At 44.9% G+C, this 14,890-nt stretch carries 12 protein-coding genes; 2 read left to right on the top strand and 10 right to left on the bottom strand.

Annotated elements, in window-relative coordinates:
• Positions 1–2 precede the first annotated feature (2 nt).
• Positions 3–1,412: a sigma-54-dependent transcriptional regulator gene (locus SDEN_RS07105; protein WP_011495810.1), complete on the bottom strand. Its 1,410-nt coding sequence runs from the start codon at positions 1,410–1,412 to the stop codon at positions 3–5.
• Positions 1,409–3,061: a sensor histidine kinase gene (locus tag SDEN_RS07100; protein WP_049762968.1), complete on the bottom strand. Its 1,653-nt coding sequence runs from the start codon at positions 3,059–3,061 to the stop codon at positions 1,409–1,411. The genes SDEN_RS07105 and SDEN_RS07100 overlap by 4 nt, the downstream gene beginning before the upstream one ends.
• Positions 3,062–3,688: 627 nt before the next feature.
• Between SDEN_RS07100 and SDEN_RS07095 the strand changes: the two genes are divergently transcribed.
• Positions 3,689–4,651 carry a hypothetical protein gene (locus tag SDEN_RS07095; RefSeq protein ID WP_011495808.1) on the top strand — a complete coding sequence of 321 codons (963 nt, stop codon included), beginning with the start codon at positions 3,689–3,691 and terminating at the stop codon, positions 4,649–4,651.
• A 91-nt stretch (positions 4,652–4,742) separates the two neighbouring features.
• On the opposite strand, the gene SDEN_RS07090 is transcribed toward SDEN_RS07095, so the two are convergent.
• The 6 genes from SDEN_RS07090 to SDEN_RS07065 all read right to left on the bottom strand — a co-directional run bounded on the left by SDEN_RS07090 (position 4,743) and on the right by SDEN_RS07065 (position 10,842).
• Positions 4,743–5,105 carry a YajD family HNH nuclease gene (locus SDEN_RS07090; protein WP_011495807.1) on the bottom strand — a complete coding sequence of 121 codons (363 nt, stop codon included), beginning with the start codon at positions 5,103–5,105 and terminating at the stop codon, positions 4,743–4,745.
• Positions 5,106–5,231: 126 nt separating this feature from the next.
• Positions 5,232–7,253 (bottom strand): BCCT family transporter, encoded by a 2,022-nt coding sequence (locus SDEN_RS07085; RefSeq protein WP_011495806.1) that lies wholly within the window; start codon positions 7,251–7,253, stop codon positions 5,232–5,234.
• A gap of 364 nt (positions 7,254–7,617) precedes the next feature.
• Positions 7,618–8,646: a low-specificity L-threonine aldolase gene (ltaE, locus tag SDEN_RS07080; protein WP_011495805.1), complete on the bottom strand. Its 1,029-nt coding sequence runs from the start codon at positions 8,644–8,646 to the stop codon at positions 7,618–7,620.
• A gap of 107 nt (positions 8,647–8,753) precedes the next feature.
• Positions 8,754–9,368, bottom strand: a complete 615-nt coding sequence (gene tpx, locus SDEN_RS07075) for a thiol peroxidase (RefSeq protein WP_011495804.1) — start codon at positions 9,366–9,368, stop codon at positions 8,754–8,756.
• Positions 9,365–10,192 (bottom strand): mechanosensitive ion channel family protein, encoded by an 828-nt coding sequence (locus SDEN_RS07070; RefSeq protein ID WP_011495803.1) that lies wholly within the window; start codon positions 10,190–10,192, stop codon positions 9,365–9,367. Before SDEN_RS07070 ends, tpx begins: the two co-directional genes overlap by 4 nt.
• Positions 10,193–10,212: 20 nt before the next feature.
• Positions 10,213–10,842: an OmpA family protein gene (locus SDEN_RS07065; RefSeq protein WP_011495802.1), complete on the bottom strand. Its 630-nt coding sequence runs from the start codon at positions 10,840–10,842 to the stop codon at positions 10,213–10,215.
• Between the two features lie 426 nt (positions 10,843–11,268).
• Here SDEN_RS07065 and SDEN_RS07060 point away from each other — a divergent pair, with 426 nt between their 5' ends.
• Complete coding sequence (locus SDEN_RS07060; RefSeq protein WP_011495801.1) at positions 11,269–12,738, top strand: peptide MFS transporter; 1,470 nt, start codon at positions 11,269–11,271, stop codon at positions 12,736–12,738.
• Between the two features lie 100 nt (positions 12,739–12,838).
• Here the strand turns inward: SDEN_RS07060 and SDEN_RS07055 are convergent, their stop codons facing one another.
• The gene (locus SDEN_RS07055) at positions 12,839–13,999 is read right to left on the bottom strand and encodes a response regulator (RefSeq protein WP_011495800.1); all 1,161 of its coding nucleotides are present in this window, start codon (positions 13,997–13,999) and stop codon (positions 12,839–12,841) included.
• Between the two features lie 52 nt (positions 14,000–14,051).
• Positions 14,052–14,822, bottom strand: a complete 771-nt coding sequence (locus SDEN_RS07050) for an MlaA family lipoprotein (RefSeq protein WP_011495799.1) — start codon at positions 14,820–14,822, stop codon at positions 14,052–14,054.
• Positions 14,823–14,890 lie beyond the last annotated feature (68 nt).

The raw sequence follows: 14,890 nt of genomic DNA, 5'->3' as shown, positions 1-14,890 counted from the left end.
GATTAATTTAAATTATGCTTCTCTAAGCGGTATAAAAAGGCCTTGTAGCTTAATGCTAACAGCTTAGCCGCTTGAGTCTTGTTGCCCTCACACTTGGCTAGGGCTTGGGCTAGACAGTCTTTCTCAAAGCTTTCCCAGTCAATCCCAGCATCAGGTAAGCTAAACGTTGATAACTGGGAGGCCCCGCCATAAGATTTAGCTGCGCTCAATGATAACTCATCAATCAATTCTTCTTCATCACCGAGCAACACAAAACGCTCCATGCGGTTTGCAAGCTCACGTACATTGCCAGGCCATGGATAATCTAACAGGCGTTTTAATGCCTTTGAACTCAATTTAGCGGCAGACACTTGATAACTGCGTTGGTGTAACCCCAAAAAATGTTCCACTAAGCGGCCTATGTCTTCTTGGCGCTCCCTTAGGGGCGGCATTGTGATGGGCACCACATTGAGGCGATAATATAAGTCTTCTCGAAAACGCCCCTGTGCCACTTCTTGCTGCAAATCTTTGTGACTAGCGGCAATAACCCTTACATCCAGAGTTAACTCCCCATGCTGACCTAAACGGCTAACACTGCCTTCCTGCAAAAATCTCAGTAACTTGGTTTGTTGCAATAGCGGCAACTCAGCAATTTCATCCAGAAATACCGTGCCTTGATGGGCGGCCTCAAGCTTACCTATTTTACGCTCGGTGGCGCCGGTAAAGGCGCCTTTTTCGGCGCCAAAAAGCTCAGCTTCCGCTAAGGCATCTGGGATAGCGCCGCAATTAATCGCCACAAAGGGTTTATGTTGTCGCCTAGACAGCTGATGCAATGCTCGAGCGGCAAGCTCTTTACCTGTGCCGCTCTCACCGCCAATCAGCACGGTTGCATCTGTGGCGCCGACTCGCAGCAACCTGTCGTACACTTTTTGCATGCAAGCCGCCTTGCCCACTAAGCCCACTAAGGCTTGCTGCTCTGACAGCTGAGAGCTTAGGCTGCGGTTATGGCGTTTTAGGGTTAACGCCTTAAACACTTTACCTATGGATAAGAGTAATGACTGCCTCTGATAGGGTTTAGTCAGGTAATCATCGGCGCCAGCCTGCATGGCATCCACGGCATGTGTGATAGTGCCGTAGGCGGTGGCGATAATAAACCCCATGTCTGGGTGCTCACGGCGAACATAATTGAGTAAATCCATGCCGGTTAACTGACCTAGTTTCCAATCACTAAAGACAAGATCCGGTGGGTTGGCTTTTATCTTCAAAATCGCGCTTTCTACCCTGTCGGCACTGTCAATTTGATAATGTGACTGGGATAAAATCTGCACGATAAGCTCTCGCTGAGTTTCATCATCTTCCACCACCAGTATGCTCATGGCAGTGCTGGTCGGGATCCCCGCTTGATGCGCTGTCGGCTGGTTAATCTTGCTCATAGTGAGTCACCCTTGTTGGTTTCTGGCTCAGTTCGTGATGCTGCTAAATATTGAGGCTTCACATCAACATGACGCGCCCGTGACGGCTGAGGTTTAGCGAATAACACACTGACTATCGTACCGCCATCGGGGTTGGCTTCGAGCTTAATATCACCACCATAGTGGCTACTGACAATTCGTTTTGCCAAATACAAGCCCATGCCAGAACCTTCTGACTTTGTTGAGATGTGGGGCTCAAATAGCCTATCTTTTATGCTCGCATCTATGCCTTGGCCGTTATCCGTTACCTTGACGCAATAATAATCATCTTGCACGCTGCACGCTATTTGGATGGTGTTATCAATCGCGCTTGCCTCTACGGCGTTGATTATCACGGCATGTAAAATACTGCGAACTTCTGTTGCTGAGGCGGGTAATACCAAGTTTATGGCATCGGCGGCAAACACGAGCTGCTGTTTATGGCCCATGGACACTTCCAGTAAGATATCTTGGATCACCTCGTTTAAGGGTAAATGTTCGCTACGATTGACATTCTCATTGGCCAAAGCCAATAAGTGTTGAATATTCTTATCCATAAGGGCAATTTTCAGCTGCACTTGCTGGTTTATTTTTTGCCTTTGCGGCTCATCGGCCTCGAAACTTGCCTGCTCTGAGAGTAAACCTAAGGTGTGCAAGGGATTTCTCAGGCTGTGAGCTATGCCTTTAGCCACTTGACCTAAATCGGCTAAATGTTGCTGCTGTGCCATAAGATCCATCTTTTGACGCCACTGACTTAATTGCTGGCTCATGGTGTTAAACCCTTGCAATATGTCTTTAAGCTCCTTCACGCCTTGCAGTTTGATTTGTATGCCTAAATTCCCCTGCCCCAATTGCTTATGGCCAGAGGCCAATGCACTTAAGGGCCGAGTAATATGATGGGCTAGCCAATAAGTGAGCAACATGGCCAGTAGGCTGGTCGCCAGTATGACACTAAACAGGGATTCACCAAACTCGTCCAATTTCGCCTTAGCCGCCTGATTTTCAAGGGGCACATTGGTGCGAGAAAGGATATTCATCGGCCCCTCATGTTTGGAGATAATCACCTCACCATCTTGTAGCCATTGCTCGGTATCTATATCTATGTTATCCAAGGTTTGCTGAACTCTTTGCTCATAGTCTTTCTCAGCCATGGCGCGCATTCTGGCAAGCTCCCAATGTTGTTGTGCAGCAATGCTTTCCTCGGCGACAATTTGCTCAACGGTATCAGATAGGCTTTGATGTAAGGCTTGCAAATGCTGCTGTTTTTCGGCTCGGGACATGCCAGGCGTATTAGGGAGATTGACTTGTGAACCTTGGGCTAAATCTATGGATAAGGCTTTAATCTCACCTTCAAGTTCGAGTATGACCTTATGCAATTCATTAACTCTACTTTTACTGCCTTCAGTTTGCTGCAAGGCTTCATACTCGCGGTAATAGTCAATCTCCTCTTTGACTTCATCTTTACTCTTGGCTATCACCACCCGAATAAGATCTTGAGATAATGCCTTGGTCGACTGCTGCAACTGCGCCTGTAGCTCAGACTTAAAGTAATCCATCATCACTACTTGCCCCAGACCTAAGGCTAAGATCAAGGCTGAAAATAAAACAAATAGATAGCCGCGAATTGACATTTTTACTCCCCAAAAATAGTACTCCCAAAAAATAGTACTGCCGAAAATCATCCATTCACCCGAGTCGAGTAAGCGAGCCGTATTGCCTTAATGGTTAATGGTTATTGGTTAATGGTTATTGGTTAATGGTTAATGGTTAATGGTTAATGCCTGTCATTTACCCATAGTAATAACCCTTAAGCTTACAAGAATGATACCAAGTTATATCACAGTAGCGCTTAGGCAGAAATTTAGTTTTTATCTAAATTATCAATCAGTTACTCCTTGTCCATTTTGATAGTTCCCGTAGCACTGCACATTTTCCTATGCAAGCGGACGAATTATCCTCATATCAGGAACACTGTCCTTATTTGAGTCATAAAATACCGTCCCCTTAACTGCAACAATCAAAGACTACCCAACTAATCATTGAAAGTATTATGTTTTTATATTTGGCATACATTTAGCAAACCCTTAAGTGGATCTTTAATTTTTTAAGCTTAGCGTAATCCATCACTTCGCTTGGGTTGATTAAGAACGGTTAAATCCGGACTGGATAATTCAAGACTGTTTAATTCAAGACTGTGTAATTCAAGACTATTAACTCATTAATGAATAACGGGATACCCCAAATACAAGGACAATACCATGACACACAATCCAGCAAAGTTTTCAGCACACACGTTAGCCTACCTAACAAAAGGTTCTGCCGCTAAACACTTAGGCAAGGTTGCCTTATGTACAGGCATACTTGCCGGCATGCTCACCTTAAGCGCTTGCCAATCGGCGCAAGCCACTATGACTGATATCGACAGCCTTACCAGTGCTGACACCAATGTTGAGCTCAAATCAATGCAACAAATCACGGTCTCAGTAGAGCAAGACAGTAACGACATCACCCAGGCTAAGGTCAATGTGGATGGCCAAGACTATGAGGTGAGTTTCACCGCCCAGGAGCTATCAAACCCTGACCTTCTGCAACAACGGCTAGACATATTACCGGCACAAGCACGGGAGAGCCTGATCAAAGCGCTCAATCACAACGAGCCTCAGGAGATGGCCGTTATGCATGAGACAGATCTAGGTTCGATGTCATTCGTTAAGTTCAAAGAATTAAATGATGAAGATAAGGCCAAGCTTGCCAAGTTGCACCAAGAATTAAATCACAGGCAGCATGCTATCGAAAAGCATGTACAAAGCATTAATATTAATACCAGCGGCATAGATGCCATATCGGCAGAAATGGAGCAATTATCCAAGCAGCTTGCGATTAAAACCGCTCAGCATGAGCAAGCCAAAACAGGAGGAAATAGCGAAGAGATAGAACGGATTGCAGCCAAGCTTAGCGAAAAAGGGCGTGAAATTGAGCGCTTGATGGGGGGTAAGCATGAAGAAGTCAGAGTTGAAATCCACAAGATGTCAGCAGGGATTGAAGACTTAGTAGAACAAATCGTAGCGCTTGAAACCCAGGGGCGGTCATTAGATGGCGAGCATAAGGTGATAGTGATTAAACAGGACGGCGAAGACGCGGCTCAAGGCATCACTAAGCTGATAAAAAACTTGCAACTCACCGACGAACAAAAACAGCAAATGAAAGCGGCATTAAACTAACGTAAACCACTGAATGCAGAGCAAATAACTTATTTCTGCGTCCTGCTCACAAAAAAGCCAGCTTAGCTGGCTTTTTGCACTTAAATGTCGGCTATTTCTTCATCCTAGACTTTAAGTCGGCGAAGGGGTTGTAAGTGGCAACGTCTTGCTTAGTTTCTGTGGTGCTGCCGTAACGAATAAGCTCTTCGAATCGAGAATGTTCGTTATCATGACAATAAAGGCACAACAGTTCCCAGTTACTGCCATCTGAAGGGTTATTGTCATGATTATGATCCCTATGATGCACAGTCAACTCACTCAAATTTTTATGGGTAAATTCACGAGTACAACGGCCACACACCCAAGGGTAGAGTTTTAATGCCTGTTCACGATAACCCTTTTCTCGGCTAGCCTTATATTCGTTAGCTGCAGCCAATACTTTATCTAGCTTACTCGGACCTTGATTTACTGACATCGCAATTCTCACACTTAAAAAATTGCCCCTAGGATAATCAGGCTTATCACTTGGGGCAATCTATTTTATTACATCAGCCGCTCACTAAATGAAGACCAATCAAATTTTACATCAAATAAATATAGATTATGCAAGCTCTGCATTAGATAAATGCAGATAGTGCAAATATCTTTCATATTGACTGACAATATCGGCAATAATTTGCTCTTGGGTATAGCCCATCACATCGTACTGCTGTCCACCATGCTCCAAGAAAACTTCGACGCGGTAATACGCACTCTCAGTGGCATTCGGCGTTTCAGCTGCTGTTCGTTCTGTTGCAATCTCAGTGTCGTTAGCTTGCTCAGCGCCGCTTTCAGTTGAAGCTGCAGTCACAAATGCGCGAGTCCAGAGGCCATAGACAAACGGGAGCCGTTCATCGGGACCAATAATCAGCCTTACACGGCCATCGAGGTGGATTATCTGTGCAGCTAACCCTTTAGAGACAAAGATAGTTTTCACCTCTAGCAAAGCCGGCTCTACCACGGTTTCAATAAATGCCTTGGCCTCGCTGTGGCTAGGTTGGGAGACGAGTACCCCTATTCTGTCTTGCCAGCTCATATTGGTTGTCGCGTACTGGACACTGGTATTGTGTGACTGCACATTACTGAGTTTAAGCCAGTCGTCTTTAAGTGCATGATATAAACCTAAACACATCAATAGCATCACAAGTAGAAAGGGCATGGCACTGGCAATAGCAGCCGTTTGCAAGGCCTGTAAACCACCTGCCAGCAGTAATACTGCTGCAACCGCCCCTTCCAATACCGCCCAAAAAATCCTCTGCCACACAGGAGCATTATCATCGCCGCCTGAAGTGAGGTTATCTATCACTAAAGAACCTGAGTCCGATGACGTCACAAAGAAAGTCACCACTAAACAAAGGGCTATCACGGACAATAAATTAGAAAATGGTAAGTGTTCAAAAAACTTGAACAAGGCGACTGACACGTCGGTGGACACAGCCTCTGCCAAATAACTCGCCCCATGGTTCATGATGGCATCGATGGCGCTATTGCCAAAAACAGTCATCCACAGGAAAGTTATGGCGCTTGGAACAAACAAAACCCCGATGAGAAACTCACGAATGGTGCGACCACGACTGACCTTTGCGATAAAGGTGCCCACAAAAGGGGACCATGAAATCCACCAGCCCCAGTAGAGCAAGGTCCAGCCACCAATCCAATCTTCCTTGTGTTGGTAGGCATAAAGGTTGAAGGTTTTACCCACTAACTCACTTAAGTAACTGCCGGTGTTCTGCACGAAGGCTTGCAACAAGACCACGGTTGGCCCAAGTAATAAGACAGCTAGCATCAAGAGACAAGCTAAACCTAGGTTTAGCTCGCTTAAACGCTTAACCCCTTTGTCTAAGCCTGAAAATACAGACAAGGTCGCGATGGCGGTAATGATGGCAATCAAGCCCACCTGCATCCAAGCATTATTTGGAAAACCATCAATCAAGTAACTTAAGCCAGAGTTGACCTGTAGCACACCAAACCCTAGGGAAGTGGCGATGCCGAACATGGTACCTAATACGGCAAAGGTGTCGACAGCATGACCTATGGGACCATAGATGCGCTCGCCTATCAGGGGATATAAAGACGAGCGGGGTAATAGCGGCAACTTATGCCGATAGGAGAAATACGCCAAGCTTAAGGCCACCACGGCATAAATCGCCCAGGCATGGAGCCCCCAATGGAAAAACGTGATCCGCATGGCATCTTTTGCCGCGGCAATGGTCTCAGGCGTCGCATCTGGCGGCGCTAAATAATGCATCACGGGCTCTGCCACACCAAAAAACATCAAACCTATGCCCATACCGGCAGAAAACAGCATGGCTATCCAGCTCTTATAGCTGTAATCCGGCACGGCATGATCTGGCCCAAGCTTAATGTCACCAAAACGGCTCATCATCACAAACAAAATAAACAACAAGAAAATGGCCACGGCTAAAATATACAACCATCCCGCTTTTGCTTCTAAGCCGCCTTGCACTGACTTAAAGAAATGACTCGCCTCTTGTGGCCAAAGGGCACACAGAAACACCATAAGGGTAATTAAAATTACCGATGAGAAAAACACTGCGGGGTTAATACTTGACTTGAAGGGCATACTCTCTCCCAATAATAGATAAGCAACATAAACGTGGTAAATGCTTCGAAAGCACAGCATAGCACAGCTAAGGGCCGCTAACCTGGATTAAGCTAGGTATAGGTCGATAAATCAATAGAATAGCGACTAAATTTATCAACTATCCCAATAATCTATTATGGAGACTGGCAGAAGTTAATAGCTCAGATAGCAGGGGGGAAGTGGACGAAACCCACACGTCAAGATGATGGCACTATTGTGTTTGAATACAGTACAGACTGCGTCACTTGGACAAGCTGTAATCCTTAATTTCTAAGAGAAGCAGCTCCTTATATTGCAAAAAGGCCTTATCATATTAATGATAAGGCCTTTTTCTTGCGTACTATTACTTAACTAATCTCGACTCTGCGAGGCAAGGCGTTAGCACTTTGAGTAAATGCAATACATCTTGTTGGCTAATATCTTTATGAGTCACAAAACGCACTGTGGTGCCGGCGCTGATGTGGATATTATACTTAAGAAGAGCCTGGGTTAACCGCTTTGGATCGTAACTTTTATCCAAGGTTGCAAACACTATATTGGTTTGAACTTGCTGTAAATCCACAGAAAACGCGGTCATTTCTGCAAGCCCTTGTGCCAAGAATAACGCGTTGGCATGATCCTCACTTAAGCGCTCAACTTGCTCTGTTAAGGCAAGCTTAGCTGCAGCGGCAAGAATGCCCACTTGCCGCATACCGCCGCCGAGCATTTTTCGCCAACGTACCGCCTTAGCAATTAAACGTTCATCCCCAAGCAATATTGAACCCACCGGCGCGCTTAAGCCCTTAGATAAACAAATAGAGACTGAATCAAAGTATTGAGTAATGTCACTTATTTTGATGCCCTGAGCCACGGCAGCATTTGCCACTCTAGCACCATCCAAATGAATTTTAAGTCCTTTATCAAATGCGAGGGTTTGTGCCTGTGCCAGATAGGCTTGAGGTAACACCTTGCCGCCTATGGTATTTTCTAGGCTAAGTAAGCGGGTACGGGCAAAGTGCACATCATCGGGCTTGATTGCAGCAGCTATCTCTGCCAGTAAAATTGTTCCATCGGCTTGATTGGTCAGTGGCTGCGGCTGTATGCTGCCAAGAACCGCCGCCCCGCCGCCTTCAAACTTATAGTTGTGGGCTTGCTGACCACATATATATTCATCGCCGCGCTCACAATGAGCCATTAAAGCCAAAAGATTCGCTTGGGTGCCAGAACTAACAAACAGGGCGCTGTCAAAACCAAACATGTCGGCAGCCATCTCTTGTAAGTCATTAACTGTGGGGTCATCACCGTAAACATCGTCACCGACTTCTGCGCTAGCCATGGCTAAGCGCATAGCCTGAGTCGGCTGAGTCACTGTATCGCTTCTAAAATCAATCATATAAATCCCGTTCAAAAAAATGACTGACAAGCACGAAGCCTGTCAGTCAAAGAATGCTAATCACTTTGCAAAAACACAACTGCGATTAGTTCGCTGTGATTAACTCACTATTGGGCCGAAATTTGCTTAAGCGTGCTTAACGCCTGGCTGTAATCTGGATGTTGGCTCACATCACTGACCAACTCTTGGTATCGTAAAACCCCTTTGCTGTCTATGATGAAGATGGCTCTGGCCAGTAGACCTCTATCTTTAATGATAAGTCCGTACTGCTCACCAAAGTTACGCCACACAGAATCTGACAATACCTTTAACTTGTCGACATTTTCTAGCTGACAAAAACGTTTTTGCGCAAAAGGTAAGTCCATGCTCAAGGTCAACATCACAACATCGTCAGAGAACTGACTGACTTCAGTATTAAAACGCTTAGTCTGTAGCGCACAAACGCCGGTATCTAAGCTTGGCACGGCACTGATGAGCACTGTCTTACCGGCAAAGTCGGCTAAACTCACCGGGGTAAACTTATCATCGACCACCTTAAAACTCGGCGCGGGCTGGTTTAGGCTTGGCATAGTGCCAAGTAGTGGCGTCACTTGCCCAGCTAAAATCACACTATGTTCTTTAGCATTAGCACTTGTCGCAAAAACAACGCTCAGCGTCAGCACTATTTTAAAAAACTGACCTATTTTATTCACAAACTGGCTCCCATTTATATTGAGTATCATGATTGCACCGGCAAACCTTTAACATGAACATCCATTTGAGGAAATGGAATTTCAATTTTGGCGTCATCTAAAGCCAGTTTAATTTGCTCTAATAGCTCAAAACGCACAGGCCAATAATCGGCAGTATTGACCCAAGGACGCACCACAAAATTGATTGAACAGTTAGCAAGCTCAGATAGCGCTATGGTAAAACCTGGCTCAGCAAGGACTTTACTGTGAGCCGTTAACACTTTTTCTATCACTTGCTTAGTTAACTTAATGTCGGCGCTGTAGGAAACGCCAATCACTAAATCAATACGGCGCTTATCCATCGCCGAATAATTGACTATGGTACCGTTCATCATGGATGAGTTTGGCGCGATAATAAGTTTATTGTCGCCAGTTTTCAGCTTAGTGGAAAAAATCGTGATCTCATCGACTACGCCTGCAATCCCAGCAGCCTCCACATAATCCCCTACGCGGCACGGACGGAATATCACCATCAAGACACCGGATGCAAAATTTGATAATGAACCTTGAAGCGCTAAACCTATGGCTAAACCCGCCGCACCAATAACCGCAACCAATGAAGCCGTTTGCACCCCGATTTGACCTAAGGTTGCAATGACTGCGAATACGAAGACTAATGCCCAAGCCAAATTGGCCACAAATGAAACGACGGTTTGATCGACCTTGCGCTTTGTCAGTACCTTAGTGGTGACATTTTTGGCCACGCCAGCAAAATATTTACCAATGAAAAAAATCACTATCGCCAGTACGGTTTTAAGCCCGTAGGTGACAACAAGTTCTGGAACCTGCTCGATTAGGCCTTCTAAATTATCCACTTAATATTCTCCCTCGCAGTTTAGTCTTCTAATGTTATGGTAATTTCAACCCGTCGATTGGCCTGACGACCGTTCGCGGTGGCATTATCATCGGCAGGCTCTGTTGAACCCACACCATAATAATGTATATCAGATGCCATTAAACCATACTCAGCCACGAGTACGGCACTCACATTCATGGCGCGCTTTAATGATAAATTTTGATTAAATGCTTCGCTACCTATGATATCAGTGTGACCAACCAAGGTTATCTTCGCACCGCTTTGATTGGCAAGCATAGCGATTTTTTTCAGCAAAGGCTTTTGTGTTTGCAATACTTGAGATTTAGCGAATTCAAAATATACAGGCGCTATATCAATGCTATCACAAGCACTTAAATTAAATTCAGAGGTTTCATCCAGTACACAGTTTTGTGTTATTGCGGCTGTTTGTACTTGTTCCATGCTGTCAAAGTCAGACGGCTCAATTTCAGGCTCTTGCTGAACGGACAATTCCACCTGATGACAGCCGTTAGCCTCGACTATGACGCCTTTAGGGCTATTGGCACAAGCATCTTTCTTATCCGGTACACCGTCTGCATCAGTATCAACCCAAGCAAGGGCTGAGAAGCTAAAAAAAACCAGCCATAGGCCTAAGGCTAAACGTAGCATATTGTTTTCCTAACTATGATTGGTGAGTTTCAGGGTTAACAAGCGCTAATCAACTGTCTGAGTTAACATCCCGTGCCCATGGTATGGTTAAAGATACAAGCCCTTGATCCTGAATGCGAACAAAAAATCACTCATTAGCCACAATCGGTTAGCATTTCCCCTCTCTTTAGGCGCTAACATTGACTTTCTGTGGCTTTAAAGGGTATATAAGGTGAGAATTTTGCGGTTTGAGTTTACTCGAACATCAGCATAAATCGAGTTTATATTATAAAAAAAATCACTCAACGCAATTAAGCGACGCTTTACATCGTGTCATAGTGAGTCTTAACACGCCTTTTGCCGATGTAACGCCAGCCAACTTGCCATAACTTTTTCTGCAGTGCCTTTGCACCGCAGCCAATTAAAAAAATTAAGGTGGAAGACTTAATGAACGACGCTAAATCACAAGGAACCCTGCTTGGGCATCCTAAGGGATTGTTCCTGTTGTTTACAACGGAACTCTGGGAGCGCTTTAGTTACTATGCTATGCGCGCTATCTTGGTATTGTATCTAGTCGATAAGGTACAAACTGAGGGTGGTCACGGTCTAGGTTGGACACAGGCCGATGCTTTATCTTTATACGGTACCTTCACCGGCTTAGTTTATTTGACCCCGCTTATTGGTGGTTGGCTTGCTGATGCATTCTTAGGTCAACGTAAAGCAATTTATATTGGCGGCGCCTTAATGGCCATAGGCCAATTTACCTTAGCCTTACCTCATTCCTGGGTACCAGGCTCTGAAACCTTATTCTTCTACCTAGGTCTAGGTACGTTAATTTTAGGTAACGGTTTATTTAAACCCAACATTTCTACCATGGTAGGTGACTTGTACCAAGAAGGCGATCATCGCCGTGACGGTGCTTTCACCATTTTCTACATGGGTATCAACGTCGGTGCAGCACTTTCTGGTATCGTTGTCGGCTCAGTCGTTGCAGCTTATGACGGTAACTGGCAGATGGGCTTCTTATGTGCCGGTGTGGGTATGGTGTTGTCCCTCATCATCCAATATGTGTACGCGCAAAAATTGCTGGGTGACATAGGGACTGTACCTGCCGCTAGATTAGAGCGTGAGAAAAATGAAGCTAAAGGTGAAGTCCGTAAAGAACCGTTAACCAAAGTTGAACGCGATCGCATCAAGGTCATCATGATCATGGGTCTGTTCACCATTATTTTCTGGGCAGGATTTGAACAAGCCGGTGGCTTGATGAACTTATTTACGAATAACTTCACCGATCGCATGATCGGCAGCTGGGAAGTGCCCACCACTTGGTTCCAGTCTTTAAATGCAGTGTTCATCGTGGTATTTGCGCCTGTTATTGCATCCATTTGGATACGTCTTGGTAAAAATGAGCCAAATTCACCGGTAAAGTTTGCTTTAGGCTTGGTTCTCCTTGCAGTAGGCTTCCTGTTCATGATGGGCGCGGTCATGGAAATGGGCGGCAACGCCGATGCAAAATCTAGCATGTGGTGGTTAGTCGGCGCTTATTTCTTCCATACCATGGGTGAGCTGTGCTTATCACCTATCGGTCTTTCTATGGTGACTAAATTGGCTCCACTGCGTATCGCATCATTAATGATGGGTGCCTGGTTCCTGTTTATCGCTATTGCTAACAAAGTCGGTGGTTTAGTCGGCTCATTGATTGGCCATGGCGGTGAAGTTGAAGAACAGTTGGCCAACGCTATGTCTATCTTCGCAGGCATCGCAATTACCGCTGTAGTATCAAGTGTTATCTTATACTTCATGGCGGACAAGCTAGTGGATTGGATGCACGGTGCAGAAACCAAAAATCACACTGAGGAAGAAGCCTTGGAAGAAGAGATTGCTGTAACCGCTGAGCACGAAGCCATTAAGCGTTAATTTTTATCAGTCAATCTAAATCCAAAAAACCCGCTTATTGCGGGTTTTTTATTGGCATTTTCTTTTGTTAGCAATACCAATCGCGTTAACTATGTGCCTATTATTTGGCTTTGAGTTCCATAAATCCACCACTGGCAATATTCTCCCTAAAAACCAATCCAACAAACTCATCATCTAATAGCATGGCTTGATGCTGCTGGTCTTGAGTGGCAATACACAAGCTCTCCCCTGGCATCAAGCTGCGAAACTGAGTACTGGGCTTTTGCCAGTGTTCAGAACCTAAGGGTTTAGATTCAGGTAAGGCTATGGGAGCCAGCCCCATATGATTGCGTAAATAACACCTAAGCCCATTACCCGCCTGCCCTATGGCAACTCGGTACTGGGTTAATTCAATACAAATATAACTCACATCAACTTGCATATGTAAGCCAGATTTAACCATGCGCTCATTTAAGTAACTTAGCATGTTAAAAGGCTCAATCAAGGTGGTACTTAGGCCGTTTCGATATAGTTTAAGCTTCTGATTGACGAAGCTTCTCAGTAAAACACAGCCAAATGCAGCGCTATTATCTTCTGGATGAAAATGCGCCATATAGCAAATAAGATGTTTATCCCCCACCATAGTGGAGTCGATAAAATAGGCGCTGATATCATCATTCTTAAATAAACTGTAATTGATTTCCGCTAAGGGGTAATCAACATTGGATGCGGGAAATAACTGCTGCTGCACGCTCTTTGCGGCTAAGGCGCTTTGCTCAAGCAAATGCAAATTATCATTGAGCTCTTGGTAGGAGAGTTGGTTTAACGGCCCCATCTCGGACTCGAGCATAGTTTGCAGAGCACTCTCTTCAGATGATTGCAGGTTAGCGTTGGCAGACTGATTAACCGCATCTTCAATGGCCTGCTCTATGGCTTGGCCTATGATAAATAAATCAGGAATGGGTTTGATCAAGTAATCGCTGGCACCAATGCGAAGTGCCTCAACGACATCAGCCATCACGCTGTGACCCGAAATAACAATGGCAGGAATAGAAGGGTCCATCTCGATGAGCTGTTTAAGCATGTTCAGCCCGCCTAATCCAGGCATGCTGAGGTCGGCAACCACCACATCAATCTGTTTTTTTTCAAACAGTTCAAGACCCTGATGACCACTTGCGGCTTGAAAAACCGTGGCCTGTTGTGAAATTAAATAATCAGTCACTAACTGACGAAACACAGGATCGTCATCAACCAAAAGAACAGCTACATCAGTTAGTGCCATACAACCTCACGGAGATAATTAGCTAATTGAGATTAAGTGCTTATTTCGATACCTACTCGAGTTCTTCCATAAACTCATCGAGCAGCTCGTCATCTTCCTGAGTCGTTGGGACATTTCCATCATAAACTTTATAATCCACATGCTGAAAATAGGCATCCTTTACAAAAGCATAGGGATCTAAAGCATTATCCAATAACCGTTCTCTATCAATGGCCTCAGCACGATTATGCAAACTTTTCATGCCCCATTTCAGTGCAGATTGCCACATAGTTAGCTCTGATAAAGGAAAGTATAGACCATCTACCCAATCCGATGCGATTTCACGTGTCACAAAAGGCCCAAAGAAAGGTGCCATAAAATAGGGGCCATTAGGCACGCCATAAAAGCCTAACACTTCACTAAAATCATCTTGTTTGCGCTCCATTCCCATCATCTGAGCAACATCGAAAATACCTAATATACCTAGGCTTGTATTAACGGTAAAACGGCCACCGGCATTTGCAGCCCAGCTCCACTTCCCTTGTAATATGTTATTCACCAAGGAGCTTGGCTCATCAAAGTTAGTGGTGAAATTGTGAACCCCGTCCTTGACTGGAAGCGGTAGATAATCGTTATAACCATGTGCAACTGGTTTAAGGATATACTTGTCTAAATACAAGTAGTTAAAATCCCACATAGCACGGTTAAATCCTTCGAATGGGTCTCTTGGATCTAGGTATTGCACTTCTACCTTAGTTTCATCTGCAGACCCTTTCGCCTCTTGAGCCAAAGCGTGTCCGCTTAATAGGAAACTTGAGACGGCTAATATCCATTTATAGTTCATAAGTTACTCATAAAAACTGCTTAGCAAACATCTGCCAATTACGCGAGACGATAATTAAAGCTAATCCA

Origin of the sequence: Shewanella denitrificans OS217 (assembly GCF_000013765.1) — a bacterium.
Taxonomy (GTDB): domain Bacteria; phylum Pseudomonadota; class Gammaproteobacteria; order Enterobacterales; family Shewanellaceae; genus Shewanella; species Shewanella denitrificans.
The sequence above is the reverse complement of the archived record's forward strand: the minus strand, read 5'-3'. Positions and strand labels throughout refer to the sequence as shown.